25 protein-coding genes are annotated in these 26,725 nt (G+C 59.9%); 7 read left to right on the top strand and 18 right to left on the bottom strand.

Features of this window, described 5'->3' with window-relative positions; genetic code table 11:
* Positions 1-19: 19 nt before the first annotated feature.
* From ACI5GA_RS24310 to ACI5GA_RS24295, 4 genes are all read right to left on the bottom strand, one after another.
* Positions 20-1,132 carry a flagellar basal body P-ring protein FlgI gene (locus tag ACI5GA_RS24310; protein ID WP_404632869.1) on the bottom strand — a complete coding sequence of 371 codons (1,113 nt, stop codon included), beginning with the start codon at positions 1,130-1,132 and terminating at the stop codon, positions 20-22.
* Between the two features lie 13 nt (positions 1,133-1,145).
* Complete coding sequence (gene flgH / locus ACI5GA_RS24305; protein ID WP_404632867.1) at positions 1,146-1,859, bottom strand: flagellar basal body L-ring protein FlgH; 714 nt, start codon at positions 1,857-1,859, stop codon at positions 1,146-1,148.
* 97 nt (positions 1,860-1,956) lie between these two features.
* Entirely contained in the window at positions 1,957-2,745 is a 789-nt protein-coding gene (flgG, locus tag ACI5GA_RS24300) for a flagellar basal-body rod protein FlgG (RefSeq protein ID WP_404632865.1), read from the bottom strand.
* Positions 2,746-2,792: 47 nt separating this feature from the next.
* Entirely contained in the window at positions 2,793-3,533 is a 741-nt protein-coding gene (locus tag ACI5GA_RS24295; protein WP_404632863.1) for a flagellar basal body rod protein FlgF, read from the bottom strand.
* A 272-nt stretch (positions 3,534-3,805) separates the two neighbouring features.
* Between ACI5GA_RS24295 and ACI5GA_RS24290 the strand changes: the two genes are divergently transcribed.
* Positions 3,806-3,985 (top strand): hypothetical protein, encoded by a 180-nt coding sequence (locus ACI5GA_RS24290; protein ID WP_404632861.1) that lies wholly within the window; start codon positions 3,806-3,808, stop codon positions 3,983-3,985.
* Positions 3,986-4,231: 246 nt separating this feature from the next.
* Here the strand turns inward: ACI5GA_RS24290 and ACI5GA_RS24285 are convergent, their stop codons facing one another.
* The 7 genes from ACI5GA_RS24285 to ACI5GA_RS24255 all read right to left on the bottom strand — a co-directional run bounded on the left by ACI5GA_RS24285 (position 4,232) and on the right by ACI5GA_RS24255 (position 11,422).
* Positions 4,232-6,040 (bottom strand): flagellar hook protein FlgE, encoded by a 1,809-nt coding sequence (locus tag ACI5GA_RS24285; protein WP_421424602.1) that lies wholly within the window; start codon positions 6,038-6,040, stop codon positions 4,232-4,234.
* A gap of 362 nt (positions 6,041-6,402) precedes the next feature.
* The gene (gene flgE, locus ACI5GA_RS24280) at positions 6,403-7,719 is read right to left on the bottom strand and encodes a flagellar hook protein FlgE (protein ID WP_404632853.1); all 1,317 of its coding nucleotides are present in this window, start codon (positions 7,717-7,719) and stop codon (positions 6,403-6,405) included.
* Positions 7,720-7,747: 28 nt separating this feature from the next.
* Positions 7,748-8,443: a flagellar hook assembly protein FlgD gene (gene flgD, locus ACI5GA_RS24275; RefSeq protein ID WP_404632851.1), complete on the bottom strand. Its 696-nt coding sequence runs from the start codon at positions 8,441-8,443 to the stop codon at positions 7,748-7,750.
* Between the two features lie 15 nt (positions 8,444-8,458).
* Positions 8,459-8,902 (bottom strand): flagellar basal body rod protein FlgC, encoded by a 444-nt coding sequence (gene flgC, locus ACI5GA_RS24270; RefSeq protein WP_404632849.1) that lies wholly within the window; start codon positions 8,900-8,902, stop codon positions 8,459-8,461.
* 3 nt (positions 8,903-8,905) lie between these two features.
* Positions 8,906-9,313: a flagellar basal body rod protein FlgB gene (gene flgB / locus ACI5GA_RS24265; RefSeq protein WP_404632847.1), complete on the bottom strand. Its 408-nt coding sequence runs from the start codon at positions 9,311-9,313 to the stop codon at positions 8,906-8,908.
* Between the two features lie 307 nt (positions 9,314-9,620).
* Entirely contained in the window at positions 9,621-10,448 is an 828-nt protein-coding gene (gene cheR / locus ACI5GA_RS24260; RefSeq protein ID WP_404632845.1) for a protein-glutamate O-methyltransferase CheR, read from the bottom strand.
* A 41-nt stretch (positions 10,449-10,489) separates the two neighbouring features.
* Positions 10,490-11,422 carry a chemotaxis protein CheV gene (locus ACI5GA_RS24255; protein ID WP_404632843.1) on the bottom strand — a complete coding sequence of 311 codons (933 nt, stop codon included), beginning with the start codon at positions 11,420-11,422 and terminating at the stop codon, positions 10,490-10,492.
* A gap of 75 nt (positions 11,423-11,497) precedes the next feature.
* Between ACI5GA_RS24255 and flgA the strand changes: the two genes are divergently transcribed.
* The 4 genes from flgA (at position 11,498) to ACI5GA_RS24235 (ending at position 14,076) form a co-directional block, all read left to right on the top strand.
* Positions 11,498-12,259: a flagellar basal body P-ring formation chaperone FlgA gene (gene flgA / locus ACI5GA_RS24250; RefSeq protein ID WP_421424598.1), complete on the top strand. Its 762-nt coding sequence runs from the start codon at positions 11,498-11,500 to the stop codon at positions 12,257-12,259.
* Positions 12,260-12,418: 159 nt separating this feature from the next.
* Positions 12,419-12,736: a flagellar biosynthesis anti-sigma factor FlgM gene (gene flgM / locus ACI5GA_RS24245; protein ID WP_404632839.1), complete on the top strand. Its 318-nt coding sequence runs from the start codon at positions 12,419-12,421 to the stop codon at positions 12,734-12,736.
* Between the two features lie 49 nt (positions 12,737-12,785).
* The gene (locus ACI5GA_RS24240) at positions 12,786-13,253 is read left to right on the top strand and encodes a flagella synthesis protein FlgN (protein WP_421424597.1); all 468 of its coding nucleotides are present in this window, start codon (positions 12,786-12,788) and stop codon (positions 13,251-13,253) included.
* 82 nt (positions 13,254-13,335) lie between these two features.
* On the top strand, positions 13,336-14,076 hold the full coding sequence (locus tag ACI5GA_RS24235; protein ID WP_404632835.1) for a flagellar brake protein: 741 nt from the start codon (positions 13,336-13,338) through the stop codon (positions 14,074-14,076).
* A 146-nt stretch (positions 14,077-14,222) separates the two neighbouring features.
* On the opposite strand, the gene ACI5GA_RS24230 is transcribed toward ACI5GA_RS24235, so the two are convergent.
* Complete coding sequence (locus ACI5GA_RS24230; RefSeq protein ID WP_404632833.1) at positions 14,223-15,668, bottom strand: MFS transporter; 1,446 nt, start codon at positions 15,666-15,668, stop codon at positions 14,223-14,225.
* A gap of 54 nt (positions 15,669-15,722) precedes the next feature.
* Entirely contained in the window at positions 15,723-16,964 is a 1,242-nt protein-coding gene (locus ACI5GA_RS24225; RefSeq protein ID WP_421425530.1) for a glutamine synthetase family protein, read from the bottom strand.
* A 337-nt stretch (positions 16,965-17,301) separates the two neighbouring features.
* Here ACI5GA_RS24225 and vioA point away from each other — a divergent pair, with 337 nt between their 5' ends.
* On the top strand, positions 17,302-18,420 hold the full coding sequence (gene vioA, locus ACI5GA_RS24220; protein WP_421424595.1) for a dTDP-4-amino-4,6-dideoxy-D-glucose aminotransferase VioA: 1,119 nt from the start codon (positions 17,302-17,304) through the stop codon (positions 18,418-18,420).
* A 117-nt stretch (positions 18,421-18,537) separates the two neighbouring features.
* On the top strand, positions 18,538-22,053 hold the full coding sequence (locus tag ACI5GA_RS24215) for a glycosyltransferase (RefSeq protein ID WP_421424594.1): 3,516 nt from the start codon (positions 18,538-18,540) through the stop codon (positions 22,051-22,053).
* Between the two features lie 58 nt (positions 22,054-22,111).
* Here ACI5GA_RS24215 and ACI5GA_RS24210 read toward each other — a convergent pair whose 3' ends face one another.
* The 5 genes from ACI5GA_RS24210 to ACI5GA_RS24190 are packed head-to-tail and all read right to left on the bottom strand — an operon-like array spanning position 22,112 to position 26,697.
* Positions 22,112-23,131 (bottom strand): ketoacyl-ACP synthase III, encoded by a 1,020-nt coding sequence (locus tag ACI5GA_RS24210; RefSeq protein WP_421424591.1) that lies wholly within the window; start codon positions 23,129-23,131, stop codon positions 22,112-22,114.
* A 7-nt stretch (positions 23,132-23,138) separates the two neighbouring features.
* A complete protein-coding gene (locus ACI5GA_RS24205) occupies positions 23,139-23,780 on the bottom strand; it encodes an acetyltransferase (RefSeq protein ID WP_404632825.1) in 642 nt (213 codons plus the stop codon).
* Entirely contained in the window at positions 23,777-24,538 is a 762-nt protein-coding gene (locus ACI5GA_RS24200; RefSeq protein WP_421424588.1) for an SDR family NAD(P)-dependent oxidoreductase, read from the bottom strand. Before ACI5GA_RS24200 ends, ACI5GA_RS24205 begins: the two co-directional genes overlap by 4 nt.
* Complete coding sequence (locus ACI5GA_RS24195) at positions 24,539-25,630, bottom strand: 3-oxoacyl-ACP synthase III family protein (protein ID WP_404632821.1); 1,092 nt, start codon at positions 25,628-25,630, stop codon at positions 24,539-24,541.
* A complete protein-coding gene (locus ACI5GA_RS24190) occupies positions 25,627-26,697 on the bottom strand; it encodes an aromatic ring-hydroxylating oxygenase subunit alpha (RefSeq protein WP_421424585.1) in 1,071 nt (356 codons plus the stop codon). Before ACI5GA_RS24190 ends, ACI5GA_RS24195 begins: the two co-directional genes overlap by 4 nt.
* Positions 26,698-26,725: the final 28 nt, after the last annotated feature.

Below are 26,725 nucleotides of genomic sequence, written 5' to 3'. Positions count from 1 at the left end.
CTCCTCTAACTCAAAAGCCTTAAATCACGATCAGGTCGGCTTGCAGTGCGCCTGCCTGTTTCAACGCTTCAAGAATCGCCATCAAGTCGCCAGGCGCAGCGCCCACCTGGTTGACGGCCCGTACGATCTCATCAAGCGTCGTGCCAGGACCGAACTTGAACATCGGGTGCAGTTCCTGTTGGGCATTGATCTTCGAACGCGGCACCACGGCGGTCTGACCGTTGGAGAACGCGCCCGGCTGGCTGACCACCGGGTCTTCGGTGATGGTCACGGTCAGGCTGCCGTGGGTCACGGCCGCCGGGGACACTTTGACGTTCTGGCCGATGACGATGGTGCCCGTGCGCGAGTTGATGATGACTTTCGCCGAGGTCTGACCCGGATCGATTTCCAGGTTCTCCAGCACCGACAGGTAGTCGACGCGCTGGTTAGGGTCCAGCGGCGCTGTCACGCGCACGGAGCCGCCATCCACGGCCTGAGCGACACCCGGGCCGAGCATGTCGTTGATCTTGTCGACGATGCGCTTGGCAGTGGTGAAGTCATTGCGGTTCAGGTTCAGGGTCAGCGAGTTGCCCTGATTGAAACCACTCGGCACCGCGCGCTCGACCGAAGCACCGCCAGGAATACGGCCCGAGGACGGAACGTTGACGGTGATCTTCGAACCGTCCCGACCTTCGGCGTCGAAACCGCCGACCACCAGGTTCCCCTGAGCGACCGCATAGACGTTGCCATCGATACCTTTCAGTGGCGTCATCAACAGCGAACCGCCGCGCAGGCTTTTCGAGTTACCGATGGACGACACGGTGATATCAATCTGCTGACCGGGCTTGGCGAACGGCGGCAAGTCGGCGTACACCGCAACCGCCGCGACGTTTTTCAGTTGCACAGTGCCCGAGCCCGCCGGCACCTTGATGCCGAATTGCGAGAGCATGTTGTTGAAGGTTTGTAGGGTGAACGGGGTCTGGGTGGTCTGGTCACCCGTGCCGTTCAGGCCCACCACCAGACCGTAACCGATCAACTGGTTGGTCCGTACGCCAGAAATGCTGGCGATGTCCTTCAGACGTTCGGCCTGTACCGCACCGACCGCCGTGAGGGAGAGCAACGCTGCCGCTATCAGTTGCTTGAACGTGATCATGGCTATCCCGCTATCAGAATGGGAACAACGGGCTGAGGAAGAATCGGTCGAACCAGCCTGGCTGACTGGAATCGGCGAATGCGCCTGTACCGGAATACGTGATGCGCGCATCGGCCACGCGAGTGGACGACACAGTGTTGTCAGTGGCGATGTCATCGGCACGGATCAGGCCCGCGATGCGCACCAGCTCATCGCCGGTATTGAGGGTCATCCACTTCTCGCCGCGCACCGACAAAATACCGTTGGGCAATACATCGGCCACCGTCACAGTGATCGAACCGGTCAGACTGTTGCTCTGCGCAGCCTTGCCATCGCCTTTGGTGGCACGGTCGCCGGTGTAGCCTGCGTTCAGGCTCAGATCGCCGCTGCCCACCGGGTTGTTGGTGCTGACGCCCGCGCCGAACAACGAGGTCAGACCGATGCTGTTGCTGCTGGTCTTGCTCAGGCTGGAGTTGGCCGCCTTGCTGGCCGCCATCCGCTCGGACAGGGTGATGGTGATGATGTCACCGACCCGGTACGCCTTACGGTCGCCATACAGGTTCTGCTCGAAACCGGCCTGATAGATCGAACCGTTGTTCGCCGCTGCAGGCAGCGGCGTTCGTGGCAACACCGGCGCGTAATAAGGGTCATTGGGTTTGGCCGAGGGCGCAACGCAACCGGTCAGCAGCGCGAGACCGCAAAGCGGTGCTGCCAACAGGGAAAGCCGCAATACAGAAAGCCGTTTCATGACACTTAAAACCTCGCGGTGTAGCAGGCGTTTTTCAGGCGCCCTATCGAATTGATCCGTTGTTTCTTGACACGCCATCAGGTGGTTCAGTCTTCCATTACAGGTTCTGTGTGACGTACTGCAGCATCGAGTCAGCGGTGGAGATCACTTTGGAGTTCATCTCGTAGGCGCGCTGAGTGGTGATCATGTTCACCAACTCTTCCACGGTGCTGACGTTGGAGTTTTCCAGGGTGTTCTGCTTGACCACGCCCAGACCGTTCAAGCCTGGCGTACCCACCTGCGGCGCGCCGCTGGACGCGGTTTCCAGGTACAGGTTGCCGCCCTGGGACTGCAAACCGGCCGGGTTGATGAAGTCAGCGGTCTGGATGTTGCCGATGACCTGTGGCGTGGCGGTTGCCGCAGACGTGGTGACCGATACGGTGCCGTCTTCGCCGACTGTGAAGGTCTGCGAGTCCTGAGGCACGACGATGGCCGGCTCCAGCGCGTAGCCGTTGGCGGTCACGATCTGGCCGTTCTGGTCCAGGTGGAAGGTACCGTCGCGGGTGTAGGCGATGGTGCCGTCCGGTTGACGGATCTGGAAAAAGCCACGGCCGTTGACTGCCATGTCCAGCGGCTGGTTGGTGGTTTGCAGGCTACCGGCGGTGAAGTTCTTTTGAGTGCCGACGATGCGCACACCGGTACCCAGTTGCAGACCCGAAGGCAGCTCGCTGTCCGATGTGGACTGAGCACCTGGCTGACGCTTGATCTGATAGAGCAGATCCTGGAACTCGGCGCGGTCACTTTTGAAACCGGTGGTCGACACGTTGGCCAGGTTGTTCGAAATGGTCGTCAGGTTCATGTCCTGAGCGGCCAGACCGGTTTTTGCTACGTAGAGTGCCGGAAGCATTCGTAAATCTCCTCAAACGCCGAATTGTCGACGCAAGCTGTCAGTCATTAGCCCATCTGCAAGACGCGAGCCATCGACTCGTCATCCTGCTCGGCGGTCTTCATCATCTTGATGTGCAGTTCGAATTGGCGGGACAGCGCCAGCACCGAGGTCATCTCATCGACAGCGTTGACGTTGCTCGACTGCAGAAACCCGGATTCGACCTGTACGTCGGCATCGGCCTGCGCCGGCTTGCCGTCTTTGGTGTGCATCAGACCGTCGGGGCCTTTTTCCATGTTCGAAAGGTCGGGCTTGACCAGCTTGATGCGGTCGATCTGCGCCATGACCTGAGGGCTCTCACCCAGCGAACGGACGCTGATCGTGCCGTCGGCACCGATCTCGATCTGTTGCTGGGGCGGCACGGCAATCGGCCCGCTGTTGCCCATGACCGGCAAACCATTGCCATCACGCAACACGCCTAGGGCGTCAATGTTCATGCTGGAGGTGCGGGTATAGGCTTCGCCGCCGTCGGGCGTCTGAACGGCCATCCAGCCATTGCCCTTGACGGCAACGTCCAGTTCACGACCGGTGTCGATCATCGAACCCTGGCTGAAGTCGGTGCCCGGGCGCTCGCTCATGGCGTAGGCGCGCGACGGGTTGACCTCGCCAAATACCGGCATCGAGCGGGCCTGTTCAAGGTCGCGCTGAAACCCGTTGGTCGAAACGTTCGCCAGGTTGTTGGCATGAACCTTTTGCGCAACCGCGTTTTCCGACGCCCCGCTCATGGCCACGTAAAGCAACTTGTCCACAGTCTTCCTCCTCTGACAGACGCTTGCCGCCTGTAGCTGTACTGAGCAGGTCTTAGCAATGATCGCGCCAGTTTTTCAGGTGCGATACAAAGTGCTGATTCCCCAATGGTTTCGGGCGCTTCGGGTGGGTTGTCGGGGACGAGCGGTCAGGCTGCGACAGCAGACCGCCGCTTTCGGAGGAAAGGCTGCGTATCGCCGCCAAAAAATTTTCGTACGAGGAGCGATAATTGCAGCGAATTGGCCATTGCTCTTTTTATCAACGGGAAACCGTCATGCGTCTGCGTACCGCCCTGCTCCTTGCCCTCGCCGCCTCTACAACCGTCGCACTCGCCGCCCCGGCGCCTTATTACCTGTGGCAAGGCAAACACAAGACCATCTGCGCCCAGACCAGCCCTGGCAAGGGCTGGACCAAGGTGAGCGGCGGGTTTGTGAAGTCCGATTGTTCGATTTGAGAGGCGTTACTTTTTTAACAACACTGTGGGAAATGCTATGGAGGCTGGCCAGCCTTTTTGGCACCAAGGCCGCTCCCACAAGTATCGTGCCGAATCCAAATCTTGTGGTAGACGATGAACCTGTGGGAGCCGGCTTGCTGGCGAATGCTTTTGCTCTTGCTTCTGCTCTTCATACGCCGATAGTCCAGACACCGCCGGACTATCGGCGTATGAAGAGCAGAAGCAAAAGCGGAGCAACGGCAACGATTACGTTGCCCTGATCAACGTCTGCATCAACTCCGCTTCCGTCGACAACGTTTTCGAGTTGGCTTGATACGCCGTCTGCGCCTGTATCAATTCCACCAATTCAGATTGCAGGTCCACATTCGAGCCTTCCAACGAGTGGTTGACGATACTGCCCAACGTACCAATACCCGGCTCTTCGTAGTTGGCAACGCCAGAATCGGCGGTTTCGATCCAGCGCGTATTGCTCATCGGCTGTAGTCCCTGCTCATTGGCGAAGCTGGCAAGCATGACCTGGCCAATGACACGTTGCTGACTATTGCTGTACCCCACACTCATGATTCCGTTCTTGTCGATGGACAGCTTGTTGGCGCTACCCGCCGCATACCCGTCGACAAACACTCCAGAGGAGCCCGTTGCCGCCCGGAACTGGCTCAGCTTGTTCATGTCCAGCACGATACCGCCGCCATCACCAGTGGCGCCGTTACTGCCCCAGCGCCCGCCGACCTTGTTGCCCTCAAGGGGCTTGGCAGGCACCCAGCCACTCAGCGTCAATTTGCCATTGCTCGCCACCAAGCCAGGCCCACCCGTGAGTGTTTGCATCGTGCCGTCGGCATTGAACAACACACTGGCAGTCAACGGATCAGTGCTCTCAGGGTCCTGCGGATTGCGACCGTCGATCAGCACGTGCATTTTCCAGCTGTTGCTGCCGTCCTTGACGAAGTACTGCGTCAATTCATGGCGAACGCCCAGTCCGTCAAAAACGGCGCTGGTGAAGGGCTTGTTATAGGTGGAAACGTCGGCCCGATCAAAAGCCGGTACCGGGCGGGGCATGACAGGGTCGCCGGGGTTGAGCAACGCACCACTGGCATCGTTCAGCGGCAAGGCGATGGCGCCGGTGCTGGCAGCCGGACTCGGCGCCCAATTGCCATTGACCTTGATTGCAGGCTGCCAGCCATGCAGTGCCAGATCACCACTCTTTTCCAGCTTGACGGCTGCCTGATTGCCGGTCAGATGCAGATTGCCATTGAGCAGCTTGCGTATGCCAACCTCCAGAGGCGTAGTGGTCGACGGATCGAGCGGGTTCACGCCATCAATCAGGAGGTAGGACGTCCAGTTGTTGTCGTCGAGCTTGACGAAATACTGCGTGAGTTGGTGATCCTGCGGTGGTACTGCGGCCTTGGCCTGAATCACAACGACCTCATTGCCTTTCGAGTCCTTGCCCCTGACCTCCTTCACCTCCGGCACCCCCGCGTCCTGAATGATCTGGGTCGTCATGCGCGTCCAGGTACGCGGGTCGTTCACGTTGAAACCCGGAACAGCCGCCAGTGACGCTTCGGCGGAATCCAGGTTGATGGTCTGCTCCACCTTGCTGGTGGCCTTGGGCGCCATGTTGGCATTGTCGATCTGAAGATCGGTACGCACACCCCGAATCACCTGACCGTCAGCGGTCACCGCATACCCCTGCAAACGGCTGCCTTGGGAGTCCACGATGTAGTTTTCGGCGTCCTTGAGAAATGCGCCAGAGCGGCCATAGCTGATCGCGCCGTTGTCACTCATGACGAAAAAACCCTTGCCCTGAATCCGCATGTCCAGCGCCCGGCCCGTATCGGACATCACGCCGCCTGCCTTGAAGTTCTGCGAAACATTGGCCAGGCGCACCCCGTCACCGACGGCATTGCCGCTGCCCAGCATCGATGAGGAATAGACGGCAGAGAACTCTGCCCGAGAGGATTTGAAGCCTGTGGTACCGACGTTGGCGATGTTGTTGCCCGCCACTTCCATTCGTTTGTGAGCCGCATTCAGCCCGGCCACCGCAATATTGAATGACATGAACACTCCCTGAGTCGTCAGCGACGACGCTGCGTCAATGCATGGATTTATTCGCGGGCAAAAGAATGGGGTCGGGCCAGAAGGCTCGACGACATTCGTTTGTCAGCGAATTTGATGATCGCAAAGACGGGAGTAGGAAATTTCCGGGTCTGGAGTGGGATGGCTCTGGAAGTTTTTTTGCCCAAGCGCTCGCGCCCCCCTGTGGGAGCCGGCTTGCTGGCGAAAACGGTGGGTCAGTTAACTCATCAGGTACAGACACTACGCATTCGCCAGCAAGCCGGCTCCCACAAGGGCGTGGCGTATTCCAAAAAAAAGCCCCTCAAACGAGGGGCTCTAAGCACAGCAGAATCAACCGACCGTCATCAGGTCATCTGAATGGTGGTCTGCAGAATGGTGCTCTCCGTCGAAATCGTCTTCGCGTTTGCCTGATAGTTGCTTTGTGCCTTGATCAGTTCGACCAGTTCACCGGTCAGATCAACGTTGGACTCTTCCAGCGCCGATCCGGTAATGCTGCCCAGCGTACCCGACTCTGGCGCGCCAGTGACCGGAATACCCGAAGCGTAGGTCTCGCGCCACATGGTGCCGCCTGCCGGGGCCAGGCCCTGGACGTTGGCGAAGGTGGTGAGTGCCACTTGACCGATCACCTTGGACTGGCCGTTGGTGTAAGTGGCGAACAGGTTACCGCTGGAGTCCACGTTCATCGCACTGATCTGGCCGGTGTAGTTACCGTCCTGACTCTTGGAGATCGCGCCACCGGCAGCGTTGGTCTGGGTGGTGGCCAACATATCCAGCTTCATGCTAGCGGCTGCGCCCGCGCCGTTCGCGACCCACGTAGTGGTCGAACCAACGGTTTTGCTTTGCGCCGGCACCCAGCCGTCAATGCTGAAGGTGCCATCGGCATTCACGCTCACGCCACCACTGGTCACAGTCGGGGTGTTCATGTCGCCCGCGGCGTCGAAGGTCAGCTCGGTCGTGGCTGGCGTCGTCGAATTCGCCGGGTCGGTGATGCTGCGACCGTCGATCAGGGTGTACATGGTCCAGCTGTTGGTGTCGGTTTTGCGGAAATACTGGGACAGGGTGTGCTCGTTACCCTGGGCGTCGTAGATCGGGGTGCTGTACGTCGAGGTGTATGTGGACGTATCAGCCGGATCGAACGCAGCGCCGGTCGAGACTTCCTTGGACGAATCCAGGTTGGACGCGATGGTAATGGTGGTCGTCGCCTTAGGCGCCATGTTCGAGGTGTCGACCTTCAGGTTGGTCAGTACGCCGGTCATCACGTTGCCGTTGGCATCGACGCCATAACCCTGCAGGTTGTTGCCGTTATTGTCGATGATGTTGCCGGCGCTGTCGGTGTGGAAGTTGCCCGCACGGGTGTACAGCTTCTCGCCGTTGTTGCTCAGCAGGAAGAAACCGTTGCCGTTGATGGCCAGGTCCAGATCACGGCCAGTGCCGGTGGTCAGCGAACCCTGGGTGAATTGCTGGGTGACCGCTGCGGTGTAGACGCCGCTGCCGACGTTGGTGCCGCCCGAGGTACCGCGAATGGATTGCGCGTACTGGTCAGCGAATTCCGCACGGGACGCCTTGAAGCCGACAGTCGCGACGTTGGCAATGTTGTTGCCGGCGACGTCGAGACTTTTGTTCGCTGCGTAGAGCCCACTCAGACCGATATTGAAAGACATACTTCACTCCTGCGCCGTCGAGTCGGCTCTAGATCCCGATTTGTTGAACTTTGGACAAGGCAATGTTGGTGCCGTCGGCCAGATTGAGAGTCATTGCGCTACCGGCCGAGCCCATGGTGACACTGGTCACTGTCGCAGGCAGGTAGGTGGTCAGGCCGGTGGAAGTGCCATCGAGACTGCCCGTTGCCTTGAAGCTGTAGTTACCTGCAGCCAGGGTATTACCTGCATCGTCCTTGCCGTCCCAGGTGAAGCTGGTGGTGCCGGTTTTCTGCTCGCCCAGATCGATGGTACGAACGATGCTGCCCGTGCTGTCGTAAACCTTGACAGTGGTGATGGTGCTGGTTGAAGGCACCACGACCTGACCGGTCATGTCCTTGGACGTGTCCACGTGCGTCGAACCCGAGTCGACAATCACCGAGCGCCCCACCAGCGACGAGGCTTGCAGCGCCTGCGACGACTGATACATGCCACCGATCGCATCGACCGAGGTGCTGAGGTTCTGCATGGTTTCCAGGCTGCTGAACTGCGCCAGTTGAGCCACGAACTCGCTATTGTCCTGTGGATCGAGCGGGTTCTGGTTCTGCATCTGGGTGACCAGCAGCTGCAGGAACGCATCTTTGCCCAGACTGCTGGCGCCCGTGGTGGTGTCGCCTGTCTTGCCAGACGTCGCGGTCTGGAGCGACTTGATGTAGTCGCTGGTGCTGGTGTCGTTAGTAACGGTCATGGCGTGCGCCCCTTATCACTGACCCAGGGTCAGAACCTTCTGCATCATTGTTTTGGCGGTGTTCATGATGTCCGCGTTGGTCTGGAACGAACGGCTGGCCGAGATCATGTCGGCCATCTCGTTGACGACGTTGACGTTCGGGTAATACACGTAACCGTTCTTGTCAGCTGCCGGGTGATTGGGCTCGTAACGCGCTTCCAGATTGGAAGGGTCTTCGACGATGCCTGCCACTTGCACGCCCGTGCCGGCCTGGCCCTGGTCTTCGAACAGCGAAGCGCTGCCACCGGACTCCTGGCCCTGAAAGACCGTGGCGAAGACCGGGTGCCGTGCGCGGTAGGTCTTGTCCAGACTGGAAGACACGGTTTCGGCGTTGGCGATGTTACTGGCGACGGTGTTCAGGCGAGTGTTCTGGGCACTCATGCCACTACCGGCAATATTGAAAACACTGGACAGGGACATGAATTACTCTCCGCGCAGGGCCGATACCAGCCCTTTGAACTTACTGTTGAGCAAGGTGAAGCTGGCCTGGAAGCCCATGGCGTTCTCGGCGTAGTTGGCGTTTTCGATTTGAGAATCGACGGTGTTCTGGTCCAGCGATGGCTGGGACGGCGTGCGATACAGCAGGCTCGCTTCACCGCTGTCCACGCCTTGGGCTTCGATGTGGTGGGCATTGGTGGTGTTCAGCGCGAACGTACCGTTTTTGGCCTTGTCGCTTTCGGCGGCCAACACTTTGGAGAAATCCAGGTCGCGCGCCTTGTAATTTGGCGTGTCGGCGTTGGAGATGTTGTTGGCCAGCACTTCAGCACGTTGAGCGCGGAAGTTCAGCGCTTTCTCGTGAATGCCCAGTGCGTTTTCGAAGCTGATGCTCATGTCGGGAAACCTTTATCGGTTGACCAGATGTTCTTGACTGCAGGTCTTTGAGCAAGGGGCGTGCCAATTCTGTGAGAGGCCGTATTTGCTGGGGTTGCGGGTGGGTGGCAAGGGTGAATGCCAGAAAAGCGGCAAGCGATTTCCGCTGATGGAAGGGAAAGCGGCAATGGGCGTGCCGATTTTTTGCCGGTTTTTGGGATAGGGGCGCGACGCCAAAGGTTGACTTGGGATCCATGTAGCAATCCCAAATCAACGCACACAAAAAACCCGGCAATCACGCCGGGTCTCTGACACGCCACAAGCCAGCTTACTTGGCCTGGTAAATAATCCCGGGACTGCACTGCACCATCTGATAATGATCAGGCAACCCGTTCAGCGCCTCGGACGCCCCAAGGAAAAGATACCCGCCGGGCTTCAACGTCGCGTGAATGCGCAGCAGGATGTCCTTCTTCACCTCAGCGGAGAAGTAGATCAACACATTGCGGCAAAACACGATGTCGAACTTACCCAGCGCCGCGTAGCTGTCCAGCAGGTTGAACGAACGAAACTCCACGCGACTCTTGATCGGCGCCTTGACCGTCCAGCGCCCCGGGGTTTTCTGGTCGAAATAGCGTTGCAGCCGATCAGGCGACAAGCCCCGGCCTATCGCCAGGCTGTCGTACTCCCCGGTCTTGCAGTTGGTCAGCATGCTGCCCGACAGGTCCGTCGCCACAATCTGCGCCCCGGCCTTCAACTGCCCCGGATTGCTACGCTCGAACTCGTCGATCGACATCGACAACGAGTACGGCTCCTGCCCCGACGAACAGGCCGCTGACCAGATACGCGGACGCAGCCCCGGACTGGCCTTGAGCTGCTCCGGCAACACCTTGCTTTTGAGCACCTCGAACGGGTAAGTATCGCGAAACCACAAAGTTTCGTTGGTGGTCATCGCATCCACCACCTGCTCGCGCAAACCGCTGCGCGGCTGAGTCTGGATGCGCTGGATCAACTCACCCAGCGACTTGATACCCTGCTGCTCCATCAGCTTGTTCAGGCGGCTGGAGACCAGGTATTGCTTGTTTTCACCCAGCAAAATGCCACAGGCTTTTTCCAGGAAGCCCCGGAACTGCTCAAAATCCAAATTACCTGTAGACATGCCGCCTCTCAAATCATGTGAACAGCCGAGGACGTGCGCCCTCAGCTGATATCCGCCGCCCTGATACGATCTACCACTCTAGCTGCAAGATCGTCCGGCCGAAACTTGGCCAGGAAATCATCGGCACCGACCTTCTTCACCATTGCCTGGTTGAACACGCCCGACAGCGACGTATGCAGGATAATGTGCAGCTTCTGCATGCGCGGGTCGTTGCGGATCTCGGCAGTCAAGGTGTAGCCGTCCATCTCCGGCATTTCAATGTCGGAAATCATCATCAGGAACTCTTCTTCAGGCTTCTTGCCCTCGTCCACCAGTTTGCGCAGGTATTCGAGTGCCTGACGACCGTCATTCAACGCCGTCACTTCCACGCCCACGGTCTGTAGGCAACGGGTGACCTGTTTGCGCGCCACCGACGAGTCATCGACCGTCAGCACCCGCAGGGATAGCGCCTTATGTTGCACCTCTTCACTTACCACGCCTGCGGAAATGTTTTCCGACACTGGCGCCACCTCGGCGAGGATTTTCTCCACGTCGATGATTTCCACCAACTGGTCGTCGAGCCGCGTCACTGCCGTGAGGTAGTGATCGCGACCGGTGCCCTTGGGTGGCGGATGAATCTCTTCCCAGTTCATGTTCACGATGCGCTCGACCGAATGCACCAGAAAGCCCTGAATCTTGGTGTTGTATTCGGTAATGATCACAAACGCGTTATCGATATTGCTCAGCGCCTTCGCACCGGTCGCCATCGCCAGATCGAGGATCGGGATGGTCCCGCCACGAATATTCGCCACTCCGCGCACAATCGGACTGGACTTGGGCATGAGGGTAAGTTTCGGGCACTGAAGCACCTCTTTTACCTTGAACACGTTGATCCCGTACAACTGCTTGCCGTCCAGACGGAACAGCAACAGTTCAAGGCGGTTCTGCCCTACCAGTTGCGTGCGCTGGTTCACTGAATCCAAAACACCAGCCATGCACCACCCTCCCCAAAACGACCAATTGCGCACTGCCCGATCGGCATGCGGCACGGGCCTTGCTATCTACCCGTCATGAGCATATTAACGACAGTATCCCGACACCTGACAAGCGCCAGCCGCCATTTGCTCGGCGGACTCGCGGTCATGTGCCTGTTAGCCAGCGCAACTCTCTGCCGTGCAGACAATGTGACGCTGCCTGAACAACTTATCGGCGTCACCCAAGGCTTTCTTGAATTCACCGTTGAAGACTATCTGGCCACCAGTCAGACCCAGGGACGCTACGAAATCGAGGTCAAACAACTCGACCCTCGCCTGCGCATGCCGCACTGCGACAAGGATTTGACGGCCACGCTGGAAAGCCCGGCACAGCCCATTGGCCGTGTGACCGTCAAACTGCGCTGCGAAGGCAGCTCTCCGTGGACGGTGTTCGTACCCGCCCAGGTACATTTATTTCGCAATGTGGTGACCGTGGTACGCCCGATGAAACGCGACGCAATTGTCACAGAGGGCGACGTGGCCTTACGCGAGCGCGATGTGAGCCTGTTGGGACAGGGTTTTCTCGACTCACTTGATCAGGCCGTCGGGCAGAAACTTGTCCGACCAACGGTCATCGATCAGATCCTGACCCCGGTGCACCTGGAACAACCGCAAATGGTCCGCAAGGGTGATCAGGTAGTCATCAGCGCCCGCAGCGGTTCGATGAGTGTGCGCATGCCCGGCGAGGCGTTGTCCGATGGCGGTTTCAACGAGCAAATACGGGTCAAGAACCTGAATTCCAAACGTGTGATCAAGGCCAACATCGTCGCCCCCGGGCAGGTCGAGGTGCCTATGTAAGGGTATTGTCCTCTGGCGCTGCGCTTGCGCTTTTCCTACACTCGGAACCGTTACGCCCCATGCGAAGTCAATTCGAGACTGTTTTCGCACTGGCCCTAAAGTTATTCCGGGTTTGGCCGAAACCAAGGCAAGCGTCCAAGAACCCAGAGGTTTTCAATCATGGTCATCGACTTCAGTCGTTTGAATAGTTCCACTACCGTGGGTGGTACATCACGTACCCCAAACACCAAGGAAGCAGGCAAGACCGACGCCCCGGCGACGGCCAGCACTACCTCCTCCGTGAGCGGTAGCGGTGAGACAGTCAGTTTGAGCAGCGAAGCTCAACAGTTGCAGAAGATCACTGATTCGTTGCGTGATCAGCCCGTCGTCAACAGCAGCCGCGTGGCCGAGTTGAAGCAGGCGATCGCCGATGGCAGTTACAAGGTCGACAGCAACCGTGTCGCGAACAAACTGCTTAATTTCGAAGCCCAGCGCTAGCCCCCGGTCCGCGCAGGGGCTTCTGGACGCTTGAATCCCAGGGCATGCGATGCAAGACACTACGTTGCTTCAACTGATCACGGACGATATTGCGCCGACCCAGCACCTGCTGGAGATCCTGAAGGCTGAATCACTGGCCCTTCACGGTCGCAATATGGTCGAAATGGAACACATCCTGGCGCAGAAACAGGCGTTGGTGATCGTGCTCGAACAGCACGGACGCAGACGCAGTCAACTGCTGTCGAGTCTTGGCCTGCCCGCCAGCCGCGCGGGACTCGAAGAAGTGGCCAAACACTCGTCAGTCGGCGACGCGTTGTTGAAAGCGGGCGACGAACTGAGTGCGCTGATAGCCGAGTGCCAGGCTGCGAACGAGCAGAATGGCAGTCTGATTCAACTTCAACAGTTGACCACGGCCCAACAGCTCAGAATTCTCAATGGTGGTGACACGCCGACGCTGTACGACAGCCGGGGTTCAACATCGGGCAGAGCCAGACCACGTCCGCTTAGCCAGGCGTAAGTTCTTGTATCAAGGCGTGCAACATGATGGCAAAATGCCTCGCGCCGCACGCTGTCGTTTTTTGCCTGGAGATGGATAAACCGTGAATGCATTAAGTGCGGAAGATGCTCCGCAGCCACCGAAGGTCATCACCACACCTTTGGAAATTGCCTCCACCCTGCGATTGCTGATGGACAGCCACGATCCGCTGATCATCACCTTTCACGAACGTAGCCAGCGTTTCCAGAGCTATGTCATCGAAGTCGACCGCGACAGCGATGTGCTGGCGCTGGATGAAATGATTCCTCGCGATGGCGAGCGTTTCATGGCCGCCGGTGAGCCGTTCCGCGTTGAAGGCTTCCATGATGGCGTGCGCGTTGCCTGGGAAGTCAAAGCCCAGATGACCATTGTCGACGAACCGCACAGCTACCGTGGGCCGTTGCCGGGAGAAGTGGTTTACCACCAGCGCCGCAATGCGTTCCGTGCCGCCCTCAAGCTGGCCTCGCTGGTCGACATCAAGCTCGATGGCGATAAGGTCAAGACCCCACTCAAAGGCAAGCTGCTGGACATTTCCGCGACCGGCTGCAAGCTGCGTTTCGAGGGCGATGAATCCCAGCGCCTGCAATTGGGCCAGGTGTATGAACGTTTCACGGCAGACCTGCCGATCGGCAGCATGACCACGTCTGTGGAGCTTCGCCATCTGCACTTCGAAGAGAAATTCAACACCACGTTCGCCGGTGTGCGCTTTCACAACATAAGTGGTCTGGTGCAGCGTCAGGTCGAGCGTTTTGTGTACCACTTGCAGCGCGAAGCCCGTCGATTCGACAAAGACGACGATTTCTGATCACTGATTATTGATTCCAGTTGCTTGACCACTGTGCGAGTGAGCTTGCTCAAGATGGCGTCCTGACAGCATCCTTCCGAGAAGCTGATCTAGCGCATTCGTGAGCAAGCTCACTCCCACAGTTCGTTTGCACCCTCTGATTCTGATTACAACGGCCTGTCCACGCCCACGTCTCGCGCTCCATCAACAGGCGCGACAGCGTTCACTTCATCGACCACCGCAACCGGGCGTACAACACCCTCCCCTGACGGCACGACGCGTTCAGGCTCTGGTTCAGGAGGCTCGTTGCTCGTATCACTCTCGGCAGGTGCCACGTAACCCGGTTCGTTCGGGTTCTGCATCTGATCCTGAACCACTTGCTCATCGACCCGTGGATCGAGCGCCACCACCAGCGGCGAGGCGGCCATGCTGTCCGGCATCGCAACGTGATGCAATGGCGCATCCTGCACCTGATGCAGATTGGTGACCGCTTTCGGACGAACCCGCAGCACCAGAATCAATGCCGTAAAACAGACGAATGCATACAGCATATTGCTGCCGAACTGCTTCATCAGCACGCCCGCCACCAACGGCCCGATACTGGCGCCGACGCCGTAGGTCATCAACAACATGGCGGTCAAAGAGACTCGACGCTCCCCCTCAACGTGGTCGTTGGAAAATGCAACGGCCAGCGGATACAGGGCGAACTGCAGCAGCGACGCCAGAAAGCCCATGACGAACACCACTTCAATGGGCATGGAAGGGAAAATCGCCAGTGGCAAGCCAGCCAGCAACAGAAGACCGGCAGCGCCACGAATCAGCCAGGCGCGGTCGTAGCGGTCGGACAGTTTGCCGAGCGGACCTTGCACCAACAGACCGGCGCCGATACAGGTCGCCATGAACAGACCGACGTGTTCGGTCGACAGTCCTTGCTGCGCGGCATACAGCGGCGCCAGACCATAGAACGAACCGATGATCAGACCGGCACTCAACACCGTGGTCAGCGATTGCGGCACGCGGCGCATGAAGAACAGCGGCTCCAGGGGCGCCGGACGCATCGGCGCCGGGTGAATGCTGCGGGTCATGGCCACCGGCACCAGGCACAGAGTGAAACACATGGCGACCAGCATCAGCAGCTCAGGCCCCAACTGGGGATGCACCACCAGAATCAGCTGACCGAGCACCAGCCCCAAGTACGACGCGATCATGTAGCCACTGAACACCGTGCCGCGCTGCTTGGGCGAGGCCTGTTCGTTGAGCCAGCTCTCGATGACCATGTACTGGCACATCATGCCCAGACCCACGATCATCCGCAGGAAAATCCACGCGGGCAGGTAATTGATCAACCCATGCCCTAATACCGCAGCACCAACGATCCCGGCACAGGTCGCATAGGCGCGAATGTGCCCTACCCGCCCGATCAGCCGGTGGCCGACCTTGCCGCCCAGGGCCAGCCCCACGTAGTTGGCCGCCATCAGCGCACCGACCCACAGGCCGTCGACCTGATCGGCGGCCAGACGCAAGGCAAGGTAGGTGCTCAGAAGGCCCGAACCGATCAACATCATCAGTGAGGCGAAGTACAGCGCTCGAAAGGATTTCCAGATTTGGCGCATCGGCTTTCCAAAAACGCACACCCTCGTCCACGGAAGGTGTGCGCATGACGTTTTTTAAGCTTGGGCAGCCAACACACGTCGCTCCCAAGGGGTAATTTCGTTGAAGAAACTGGTCAACTCCAAGGTCTTCGACGCGATGTAGCCTTCGATGAATTCGGTGCCGAACAGTTCCTTGGCCAGCGGGCTGCGTTTCAGACGCTCCAGTGCCGCATGCAAGGTACATGGCAGCGAAAGATTGTCCGGAACATCAAACTCCCCCTGTATCGGCGCCGACGGCTCCAACTGTTGCACGATGCCGTACAGCCCCGCTGCAAGACTAGCTGCTATGGCCAGGTAGGGGTTGGCATCTGCGCCAGGCAAACGGTTTTCCACACGACGGGCCACAGGTGCGCTGGCGGGAATGCGCAGCCCAGCGGCGCGGTTGTCGTGAGACCAGCAGGCATTGTTCGGCGACGCGAAAGGATGACACAAACGCTGGTAGGAATTGACGTTGGGCGCGAACAAGGCCGTGAAATCCGCCATCGCCGCCTGTTGACCGCCGATGAAATGGTGGAACGCAGCGGTCGGTTCGCCTTGGGCGTCGCTGAAAATGTTCTGTCCAGTCACGCTGTCGACCACACTCTGATGAATGTGCATCGAACTGCCCGGCGTGTGTGCCAGCGGTTTGGCCATGCACACCACGGTCAGGCCGTGCTTGAGTGCCACTTCCTTGAGCATGTGTTTGAACAGGAATGTCTGGTCGGCCAGCAGCAGCGGATCGCCGTGCAGCAGGTTGATCTCGAACTGGCTGACGCCCATTTCGTGCATGAACGTGTCACGAGGCAGGCCCAGCGCCGCCATGCATTTATAGACTTCGCTGAAGAACGGGCGCAGGCCGTTGTTGGAACTGACGCTGAACGCCGACTGGCCGTCTTCCCGCCGACCATCCAGACCGACCGGCGGCTTGAACGGCAGATTCGGGTCGCTGTTGGGGGCGAAGACGAAGAATTCGAGTTCAGTGGCCACCACGGGCGACCAGCCATGGCGAGCGTAACGAGCGATCACCGACTTGAGTTGACCACGGGTCGACAGCCCGGAGGATTCGCCGTCCAGCTCATCGGCATCACAGATCGCCAATGCACGAGGATCTTCGCTCCAGGGCAGGCGGTGAATCTGCTGCGCATCGGCGACCAGCGCCAGATCGCCGTCATCGCTGCCGTAGAATTTCGCCGCCGGGTAGCCACCCATGATGCATTGCAGCAACACGCCCCGCGCGAGTTGCAGACGACGGCCTTCAAGAAAGCCTTCCGCCGTCATCACCTTGCCGCGCGGCACGCCGTTCAGGTCCGGGGTGACGCATTCGATTTCATCAATGCCCATCAATCGCTGCGCGAGTGAATTGTGGCCATCGGTCAACATGACTCAGATCCTTCTTATTAGGCAGGCCGCCTGAGCGGCGAGGTGTACAAAATAGACATCAGGCGTTCGGAATATCAAGCGCATCTTTCGTCCCGTACGAGGTTGGCCGGGTTCTTGCTATTTCGCCCCTAACAGCGCTTGAAGCGCCATTTCCATGACAGCGAGTATTACGGCTCCTGCCCGCTTGCAAGCATTGTGTATTCGCCGTCGTGCGTACATGGAGCACAGGATTCCCATGACCAAGAAAATCCCCGTCACACAGCCTCTGCTGCCACCGCTGGAAGAGTTCGTTCCGTATCTGGAACAGATCTGGGAAAGCCGCCACCTGACCAACGCCGGGCCGTTTCACGAGAAGCTGGAAAAGGATTTGGCGGATTACCTGGGCGTCGAACACCTGTGCCTGTTCTCCAACGGCACCATGGCATTGCTGACCGCGTTGCAAGCCCTGCGCGTGACGGGGGAAGTGATCACCACGCCCTACTCGTTCGTCGCCACCGCCCACTCGCTGCTGTGGAACGGCTTGAAACCGATCTTCGTCGACATCGCGCCGGGGTCGTTCAACCTGGACCCTGACCGCATCGAAGAGGCCATCACGCCCGCGACCACCGCCATCATGCCGGTGCATTGCTACGGCACGCCGTGTGACGTCGACCGCATTCAGAAAATCGCCGACCGTTACGGCCTGAAAGTGATTTACGACGCTGCACACGCGTTTGGCGTACGCCATCAGGGCCAGAGCCTCCTGCGCAACGGTGACTTGTCGATTCTCAGTTTCCACGCCACCAAGGTGTTCAACACCTTCGAGGGCGGGGCCATCATCTGCCCCGACGCCAAGACCAAGCAGCGCATCGACTACCTGAAAAACTTCGGTTTCGCAGACGAAGTGACCGTGGTCGCGCCCGGTATCAACGGCAAGATGAGCGAAGTCAACGCGGCCTTCGGCCTGCTGCAACTCAACTACATCGACGGCGCCCTGGCGCGCAGAAAGCGCATCGACACCATGTACCGCGAGGCCATCGCCGACATGCCGGGCCTACAACTGTTGTTTTCGCCGAGCGACGACCACAACTTTGCCTATTTCCCAGTGGTGGTGGGCGATGACTTTCCGCTGTCTCGTGACGCGCTGTTCGAACGCTTCCGTGCAAGGGACATTCTGGTCCGACGCTATTTCTATCCGCTGATTTCGACCTTCCCGATGTACCGCCATCTGGAGTCAGCCAGGCCCGAGCGCCTGAAGGTCGCAAGCGACATTTCCAGCCGGATTCTCTGCCTGCCGATTTTCGATGCGCTGAGCGTCGAGGCATTCGACAGCATCATCGAGGTGCTGCAAACGGCGCTGTCCGAACGCGCCTGAGACCGCCCCTTTCGCAGCGCCGTTGCAGAGCGTGCCCTGCCTCAAACCCTTTTTCCTGTCACTCGCCTGCTCTCGTCGCAGGCAGCAGCGGCCGTCCAATCAGATGTAAGGATTCCGATGAACGCGTCACGCCTGGTCAGCATCGTCATTCCGGCCTATAAGCCCACGTACTTCGAAGTCGCACTGCGCAGCGCCTTTGCGCAGGATTACGATCAGTTGGAAATCGTGATCTGCGACGATTGCCGTGACGACGGGATCGTCAATCTGGTGGAAACGCTCACGCCGCAAAGCCCCTTCCCGATTCGTTACTACCGCAACGAGCAGTCGCTGGGCGAGGCGCTGAACGTCGCGCGCGGCATTCGCGAGGCCCATGGCGAATACGTCAAGTTCCTCTACGACGACGACTTTCTGGAACCCGATTGCGTCAGCACGCTGGTGGCCTTGCTGCATGGGCATCCGGACATCACCCTGGCCGCTGCCACGCGCCGCCTGTTCGATGAAAACGGCGACTTTCTGCCGGACAACCTGGTGACGTTTTTCCCGTTCAAGGACGATGTGGTGATCCATGGTCCGGAGTTGGTCGCCCTGCTGTCGGAAATCCCGCTGACGTTCATGGGCGAGCCGAGTTCGGTGATGTGCCGACGGGACGATGCACTGGCCTACGGTCAGGACCTGATGTCGCTCAAGGGCCAGACCATTCATTGGCTGGGCGACATCAGCCTGTATGTGAAGCTGCTTCGGCAAGGCAACCTGGCGCTGCTCAAGCGTCCGCTGTCACGCTTTCGCATGACCGACACCCAGAGCAGCAGTATCGCCCGGGCGGCGCCGCAAGTGGCCAAGGAAGGCCACAACAATTACTACCGCATCACCAAGGAGCTGGAATGGCTGCGTGAGCGGGGTATCAACGGCGACGTGAAAATCGCCCCCCTTCAAGACCGGGAAAACTTCGCCAACTTCAACCTGCGGGCGTACTTTCTACAGAAATCCGCCGCCGAACTGCGTCACGACCATGTTCAGGACTGGGCAGAAAAACGCAGGCCCACCGGCCCGCAGAAGCCGCACATCGTTCACTACTTCCAGCAGCACCATGGCACGCCGGGCCTGGCAATCGTCGTGTCGGATCTGCACGGCAGAGCCTTGCCGCTGCAACGCACGCTGACGAGTGTCGAAGCCGCCACCCGCGGCTGGATGCCGCCGAAAGTATTCGTGCTGTACGACCCGGCCAACGGCCAGCCGGACGCGACGGACAACGCCAATTATCTGCCGGTGACCGGCCACAACCGAGCGCAGCAACTGAACCGGCTGCTGGAAGAAAGCGGCTTCGACTGGTTCATGCTGATCGAGGCCGGCTCCACACTGAACGTCGCCGGGCTGCTCAAAGCCGCTGTCCACATTACCGAGCACCCAACGACCCGGGCACTGTTCGCCGATGACATCGCGCAAACGCCCGAGCCGGCCTCGGAGGTGATGCTGCGGCCGGATTTCAATCTGGATTATCTGGTGAGCTTCCCCGAAGCCACGGCCCGGCACTGGCTCTTCAACCGCTATTCGGCCATCGATGCCGGTCGGTTCGACGGGCGTTATCCCCAGGCGCTGGAGCTGGACCTGATCCTGCGCCTGATCGAACACGAAGGCCTTGGCGGGCTGGAGCACATCGCCGAGCCGCTGGTCAGTTACCGCCCCGAGCCACGGGAGAGCAACCCGGACGAAGTGCGCACGTTACAGCGCCACCTGCACGCCCGTGGCTACGCCAACGGCCAGGTCGTCGAGTCACGGCCGCGGCATTACCAACTTCAGTACGGCCATGCCGGGCAACCGAAGGTGACGATCATCGTCACCAGCCGCGATCAGATTCTGATGCTGCAACGCTGCGTGGAAAGCCTTCTGGAAAAGACCACCTACCCGCACTACGAGATCATCATTGCGGACAATGACAGCCAGGACCCGCTTGCGGTGGACTGGCTCAACGGTGTCGAAGCCATGCAACTGGAGCAGGTGCGTGTCCTGCGCTGCCCCGGCGACCTGAGCCTCTCGGCCACGTACAACCTCGCCGCCCGACACGCCAGCGGCGACTACCTGTTGCTGCTTAGTCCTCGTACTGCCGTGCTGCACGGCAACTGGCTGGACAACCTACTCAACCATGCTCAACGTCCGGAAGTCGGTGTGGTCGGCGCCAAGCTGCTGGCCCCGGACAACACGATCCAGCACGCGGGCATCATCCTGGGGCTGGAAGCTCCGGCGACCCACCTGTTCAGTGGGCAGAACGGGGCCAGTGAAGGCTACATGCAGCGCCTGGTGGTCGATCAGAACTACAGCGCGGTCAGCCAGGCGTGTCTGATGATCGGCAGCGCTCTTTATGATGCGCTGGGCGGCATGGACGAAGGTGACTTCAGCGATTGCCTGGGCGATGTCGACCTCTGCCTGCGGGTCAAAGACACCGGGCGACTGATCGTCTGGACGCCCTATACCGTGTTGCTGCACGAAGCGCCGGAAAACCTCTGCGTCACACCTCACGCCTCGCTGGCCTTCTATGGCAAATGGCTGAACGCGGTGGCTCACGACCCGGCGTACAACGACAATTTCTCTTCCCGGGGTCAGGGCCTGCAACTGGAAACCAACGTCGAACTGACCTGGCGCCCTTTGTCATGGCGGCCTGCGCCTGTGGTGCTCGCCCACCCTGCCCAACTGTCGACATCGGCGACCCGTCTGACCGCCCCGCTCAAGCAACTCGCCGAAGGCCTGCACATCGAGCCGGTGATCACGCCCGAACTGCTGACAGTCGCCGAGTTCGCGCGGCTGAAGCCCGACACGCTGATTCTGCAAAGTCCGCTGACCGATGCGGCGCTGCACACCCTCAATACCACCCGCGCGCTGAGCAAGGCGTTGCGTGTCTACGACCTCGGCCAATACCCGGTCTCGGCCTCGCAACGGGCTGGTGCGCCCTCGGACGAACAGGTCCAGTACGCCTTGAAGACCGGGCTGCCACTGATGGACAAGGTCCTCGTTTCCAGCGAGGGACTGGCCGACGTGCTGAGCGTGTATCACCCGCGTATTCAGATCATCGAAGAGCGCCTCGAAAGCCGCTGGCGAGACATTCAGGGCTACAGCTACGCCCTGCCCGATGGCAAACCCCGCATCGGCTGGGTGGGTAACACGGCGCAACTCGGCGAACTGGCTCTGATCGAGGACGTGATCAAGGCGCTGGCTAGTCAGGTGGAATGGATCATCATGGGGCCGTGCCCCGAATCGCTTCGCCCCTATATTCATGAATGGCGCAGCGCCGTCGACGGCGAATTGTATGCGGGCGTGCTTGCCTCGCTGGATTTGGACGTGGCGCTGATCCCGGCGGGCAACAGCCTGTACAGCGCGCACAAAAGCACGCGTCTGGCCCTGGAACTGGGTGCTTGCGGCTACCCGGTCATCGCCAGCGATGTCCCTGGCTTGCGCAACAGCCTGCCGTTGACGCGGGTGAACAATTCGACCGCTGCGTGGACCGAAGCGATTGCGATGCACATCGACGATCCCGACCAGGCGAAGCGTCTGGGTCTGGCCCTGAAAGCGAAGGTAGTGAGCGACTGGATGCTCGACGACGCGCATCTACAGCGCTGGCAGGCCGCGTTGCTCGATCATTGAGCCCACATGCAAAGGGCTCCCTTGAGGAGCCCTTGGTACGTGCCATTCAGACCGACCGCTACCAGCGAATGACGCAACCGCCCCACGAATAGCCCACGCCGAATCCCACCGCCGTGATGGCATGCCCTCGCTGAATCTGGCCCTTGTTCAAGGCTTCCTTCAACGCCACCGGAATGCTGCTCGACACCGTGTTGCCACAATGACGGAACTCGGTGATGAATTTCTCCGCAGGCAGTTTCAGACGACGACGCAAGGCATCGAGCATGAACTGGTTCGCCTGATGGAAAGCGAACAGGTCGGAATGCTCGACCGTGAAGTGCTCATCGAACAGTGAGGCGAACAGCTTCGGCACTTGGGTCATCGAAAATTCGAAGATGGCCGAGCCATTCATGTACAGGTTGGCGTCCGAACGGACGTTGCCGCTGTCATCCCCGTATTCGTCGGGCACCTGCCCAGCTACCAACGGTCGGCGAGCGCCGCCCATCGGCACGATCAGGTTGGACGCCCCGGCGCCGTCGCTGCCATAGCGAAAGCGCTCCAGAGAGGGTTGCGCCTGGTCCGAGGCCTGGATCAGCGTCGCCGCCGCGCCGTCGCCGAACAGGGTGCGAACGCTCTTGTCCTTGGGGTTGATGTAACGGCTGTAGGTGTCTGCCGTGATCAACAGCACGTTCCTGCACTGTCCCGACTCAATGAACCCCTTGGCCAGCCCCAGTCCGTAGATGAAGCCCGAGCAGCCCTGATTGAAATCGAAGGCCGCGCAGTGCTGCGGCAACCCCAAGCGGTGTTGCAGGATGCACGCAGTGGCCGGGAGCATGTAATCCGGGCTTTGAGTGCAATAGATCAAGCAGTCGATGTCGTCCCGCGAGGTCGTGCTGTGGGCGAACAGCTTTTCACAGGCCCGAAACGCCAGATCCGACGCTGTCTCGTCGTCAGCGACGATGCGCCGTTCGTTGATACCGGTCTTCTGGAAAATCTTGTCGACGTCCCACTCGGGAAATTCCCGGGCGAGCATTTCGTTGTCCAGCACGCGGTCGGGGAGTTCGTACTCAATTTCACTGATTCGAGCGTAACGGGCCATGGCATGCCTATCCTGAAATCCGTTTGGCCGGCACGCCGAACACCACGTCGCCGGGTTTCACTGCGCGCAGGACCACACTGCCCGCCCCCACCACCGCGCCCCTGCCCACCCGCACCTTGGGCAGAACCGAGGAGCGCGAGCCCATGAACACTTCCTCTTCCAGCACGGCGCCACCGGTCAGGTCGCAATGGCCGCTCAATGTCGAGAAATCGCCGATGTGGGTGTCGTGGCCGATGGTGCACAGCGAGTTGACCGTCACGAAATCGCCAATCGTCAGGTCCACGGACAACACGGAAAACGGGCACACCAACACGCCGCGCCCGATCTTGACGTTCTCGCCAACAATCGCCGTGGGGTGAATCAGGGTGAAGAACTGCGCACCCTTGGCCAACAGTTTCTCCACGACAAACTTCTTGTCCGACGGTTTGCCGATGGCCACCAGCAACCGCTCGTCTTCAGCAGGCTCGTAGGCGTCAATGGTCGAGAGGATGTCTGCGTAATGATTGAAGCGATTCAGCGACAGGCTGCCGTCATCGAGAAAACCGCCAATCATGTAGCCTGGGTTGTGCTCGACCCAATCCTTGAGCCAGGAATGCACCTCCCGGCCAAGACCGCCCGCGCCAACGATGATCAGTTTGGTGACGTTCATTCGGCCAGATACCCCCCATCGACAGCCAGCGACGTGCCCGTGACCCAGCGCGCCGCCGGGGACAACAGGTAATTGACGGCGTAGGCCACGTCCCGAGGATCGCCCAGCCCCAGCGGGTGCTTGCGCTCGATGGCAGCCATGGAGTCCTCGCCCACCAGGCCTTCGAGCTTCTCGGCCATCTCCGTGCGCACCACGCCCGGCGCGACCGCGTTGACCCGAATGCCTTCCCGCGCCAGCTCCAGCGCGGCAGCCCGCACCATCGATTCCACCGCGCCCTTGCTGGCGCAGTAACCCACCAGCGCAGGTTGAGCGACCTGGGCCATGACCGACGACAGCATCACGATGCTCGACGGCGTCCGGCACACGCCTTTCTGCCGGAAAGCCTTGATCAAGGAAAAACCGGACGTGACGTTGGTGGCGAAAATCTTTTCCCAGTGATCCAGCCCCATGGCCCGAATTGGCAACGGCAGTTGAACCCCCGCTGCGTGCACCAGCCCGTCCAGCGGTGTCGACGCCTTGACCAGCGCTTTCATCCACGCCGACACGTCATCGCCGCCGAGAAAGTCGAAGGCGTGACACGTGTGCCCCTCGCCCTGCAACTGGCTCAGGGTTTCTTCAAGCCGCTGCATGTCGCGACCGACGGCAACGATGCGCGCGCCCTGCTGGCTGAGCCAGATCGCGACCTGACGCCCGATGCCGGAAGACGCGCCGGTCACCAGAATGGACTGCCCATCCAGCGAAAAAGGATTGGTCTGCACTTACGCCTCGATACGGTCTTGCGGAACCCGCGTCAGCGGGCTGATCCGGGTGTTGTTGAAATCCACGATGCAACCGGCCCACGAATAGCCGACGCCAAAACCGGCCAACAGGTAATGGCCTTGCAAGGTGGCGGCCTGGCCCTGTGCATCCAGGCTCAGCGCCAGCGGAATCGACGCGCTGCTGGTGTTGCCGACTTGCTGCAAGTTCAAGACGACCTTGTCCGACGGCACCTTGGCCTTCTTCGCCAGGTGTTCGAGCATGAACTTGTTGGCCTGGTGAAAGACGTACTTTTCAATCGTCCGCGACTGCTCGGCGGCCTGCGCCTCCAGCGCGCGCACCAGCGCAGGAACCCGCGCCAGGGTGAAAGCGAAAATCTCGGCGCCGTCCATGTACAGGTCGTACGGCCCACGCACGCCCTCCTCGGAGGTCGATCTGTCCTGACCGCTGCGGTCACGGAAACCACCGCCAGGCACGAGGAGGTTTTTCTCGCCACGGCCATCGGTGCCCAGCACGAACGGGGTTACAGGTGCGGACGGGTCATGCTCGATCAGCGTCGCCGAACCGGCGTCGCCAAACAGCGCCGCAACCGAACGGTCTTCGGGGGCCACCAGTTTGCTGATGGTGTCTCCTACCAACAGCAGCACCCGCTTGCTGGCGCCACCGGCAATCATTGCCGAGGCCATCCACAGCCCGTAGACGTAACCGGAACAGCCCATGTTCACGTCCAGCGCTGCGGTCGTGACCGGCAGTCCAAGGCGTCGTTGCAACGTACACGCCGTGGCGGGCAACACGTAATCCGGGGTCTGCGAGACAAACAGCAAGGTGTCGATGGACGCCTTATCCACGTCCAGATCGTTCAGCAGACGCTGCGCAGCCTCGACACACAGGTCGGAGGTGCACTGGTCCTTGACCACATGGCGCCGTTCGATGCCAGTGCTGGCCATGATCTTGGCGACGCTGTCTTCGCCGAAACGGGCCGTCAGCTCAGCCACTTCGCAGACGTTGTCAGGCAGCGCACAGGCAATGCCCCGGACCTTGGCTGCAGAAATACGGCGCACCGCGTCATCGGTACTGCCTGCGACGCTACTCATACGGGATCCTCGCCAGAGGTTGCGGCGAGACCGGCCTGGTGTGCCCACTCCGCGCATGACGCCCGAAAATGCAGAAGCTTGGCTTCCGTCGAGCTGAAAAAGCGGGGGGGATCCCAGGACCAGGTGTCGCCAGGAATTCGCTTGCAGATGTCATGATCTTCATCGAAGACCGAGCGGTTGTTTTCAGCGGTCGAGGCCATGAAGGTTGCGACGATCTCGTCATAACGCTCGGACGCGGCGCGCAACGGGAACAACTGACTGGTGAACCAGGTGCGGTCCTCGTGCGGTGACGGGAAAAAGTTCTGCATCGACCACGAATAGCCGTAGGTCGACGACAACATGGAAAACGGATAAAGGAAGATGCTCATGTAACCGGGAAACGCCTCTCGCGGCGTGAAAAACCGGGAAAGCCCTTCCAGTCGGCGCGCGACCTTTTCGTTCTCCACGGGGGCATACCAGATCGAGTTTTCGCCGTAGAACACGTTCTCGCCTCGGCCCAGCTTCAAGGTGGCCAGCGTATCGCGGTGCACCAGCGGAATGTGATACGGCTCCAACGCGTTCTCCAGAGAGATCGACCAGTCGGATTCGAACGGGTAACGGTTGAAATCGGCGACGCCGTTCAGCGCCGGGCTTGCCTGCTCGATCAACCGATAAATTTCCGGCCCCAGTTGATCCGCCAGCGACGAGCGCGGCTCGATGGCGAAAAACACCAGTTCGCCACACAACGCCAGCTTGAAGAAATTCAGATTGGCCTTGCCGATGTCACAGCCGGTAAAGCTTTTGGCGTCGGGAATGCGTAATTGACCGGAGGAATAGTTCCAGCCGTGGTAAGGGCATAGAATCCGTTGGCGCCCCCGATCTTCGGTGAAAAAACGCGTGCCACGGTGCGGGCAACGGTTGTCGAAGGCAATCAGATTACCGGCGTCGTTGAACACCACGACCTCGAAATCCAGCACGTTGAAACGCACGAAATCCTTGTCGTCGGCGACTTGCGACTTCAGACAGAGCGGGTGCCAGTAGGCCTTCACCAACGCTGGCGCGATCTGTCGGGATTTCGTGCTAGTCATGAGCGTGTCCAGAATATGGGGCAGTACA

It is taken from the genome of Pseudomonas sp. Pseu.R1 (genome assembly GCF_045764065.1).
GTDB lineage: Bacteria > Pseudomonadota > Gammaproteobacteria > Pseudomonadales > Pseudomonadaceae > Aquipseudomonas.
This window is presented reverse-complemented; position numbering and strand designations above follow the sequence as displayed.

What these genes read in the sequence shown, in the direction of transcription:
- ACI5GA_RS24310 (WP_404632869.1), bottom strand. Translation starts at nt 1,132, where the DNA reads ATGATCACGTTCAAGCAACTGATAGCGGCAGCGTTGCTCTCCCTCACG.
- flgH (WP_404632867.1), bottom strand. Translation starts at nt 1,859, where the DNA reads ATGAAACGGCTTTCTGTATTGCGGCTTTCCCTGTTGGCAGCACCGCTT.
- flgG (WP_404632865.1), bottom strand. Translation starts at nt 2,745, where the DNA reads ATGCTTCCGGCACTCTACGTAGCAAAAACCGGTCTGGCCGCTCAGGAC.
- ACI5GA_RS24290 (WP_404632861.1), top strand. Translation starts at nt 3,806, where the DNA reads ATGCGTCTGCGTACCGCCCTGCTCCTTGCCCTCGCCGCCTCTACAACC.
- ACI5GA_RS24285 (WP_421424602.1), bottom strand. Translation starts at nt 6,040, where the DNA reads ATGTCATTCAATATTGCGGTGGCCGGGCTGAATGCGGCTCACAAACGA.
- flgE (WP_404632853.1), bottom strand. Translation starts at nt 7,719, where the DNA reads ATGTCTTTCAATATCGGTCTGAGTGGGCTCTACGCAGCGAACAAAAGT.
- flgD (WP_404632851.1), bottom strand. Translation starts at nt 8,443, where the DNA reads ATGACCGTTACTAACGACACCAGCACCAGCGACTACATCAAGTCGCTC.
- flgC (WP_404632849.1), bottom strand. Translation starts at nt 8,902, where the DNA reads ATGTCCCTGTCCAGTGTTTTCAATATTGCCGGTAGTGGCATGAGTGCC.
- flgB (WP_404632847.1), bottom strand. Translation starts at nt 9,313, where the DNA reads ATGAGCATCAGCTTCGAAAACGCACTGGGCATTCACGAGAAAGCGCTG.
- cheR (WP_404632845.1), bottom strand. Translation starts at nt 10,448, where the DNA reads ATGTCTACAGGTAATTTGGATTTTGAGCAGTTCCGGGGCTTCCTGGAA.
- ACI5GA_RS24255 (WP_404632843.1), bottom strand. Translation starts at nt 11,422, where the DNA reads ATGGCTGGTGTTTTGGATTCAGTGAACCAGCGCACGCAACTGGTAGGG.
- flgA (WP_421424598.1), top strand. Translation starts at nt 11,498, where the DNA reads ATGAGCATATTAACGACAGTATCCCGACACCTGACAAGCGCCAGCCGC.
- flgM (WP_404632839.1), top strand. Translation starts at nt 12,419, where the DNA reads ATGGTCATCGACTTCAGTCGTTTGAATAGTTCCACTACCGTGGGTGGT.
- ACI5GA_RS24240 (WP_421424597.1), top strand. Translation starts at nt 12,786, where the DNA reads ATGCAAGACACTACGTTGCTTCAACTGATCACGGACGATATTGCGCCG.
- ACI5GA_RS24230 (WP_404632833.1), bottom strand. Translation starts at nt 15,668, where the DNA reads ATGCGCCAAATCTGGAAATCCTTTCGAGCGCTGTACTTCGCCTCACTG.
- ACI5GA_RS24225 (WP_421425530.1), bottom strand. Translation starts at nt 16,964, where the DNA reads ATGACGGCGGAAGGCTTTCTTGAAGGCCGTCGTCTGCAACTCGCGCGG.
- vioA (WP_421424595.1), top strand. Translation starts at nt 17,302, where the DNA reads ATGACCAAGAAAATCCCCGTCACACAGCCTCTGCTGCCACCGCTGGAA.
- ACI5GA_RS24215 (WP_421424594.1), top strand. Translation starts at nt 18,538, where the DNA reads ATGAACGCGTCACGCCTGGTCAGCATCGTCATTCCGGCCTATAAGCCC.
- ACI5GA_RS24210 (WP_421424591.1), bottom strand. Translation starts at nt 23,131, where the DNA reads ATGGCCCGTTACGCTCGAATCAGTGAAATTGAGTACGAACTCCCCGAC.
- ACI5GA_RS24205 (WP_404632825.1), bottom strand. Translation starts at nt 23,780, where the DNA reads ATGAACGTCACCAAACTGATCATCGTTGGCGCGGGCGGTCTTGGCCGG.
- ACI5GA_RS24195 (WP_404632821.1), bottom strand. Translation starts at nt 25,630, where the DNA reads ATGAGTAGCGTCGCAGGCAGTACCGATGACGCGGTGCGCCGTATTTCT.
- ACI5GA_RS24190 (WP_421424585.1), bottom strand. Translation starts at nt 26,697, where the DNA reads ATGACTAGCACGAAATCCCGACAGATCGCGCCAGCGTTGGTGAAGGCC.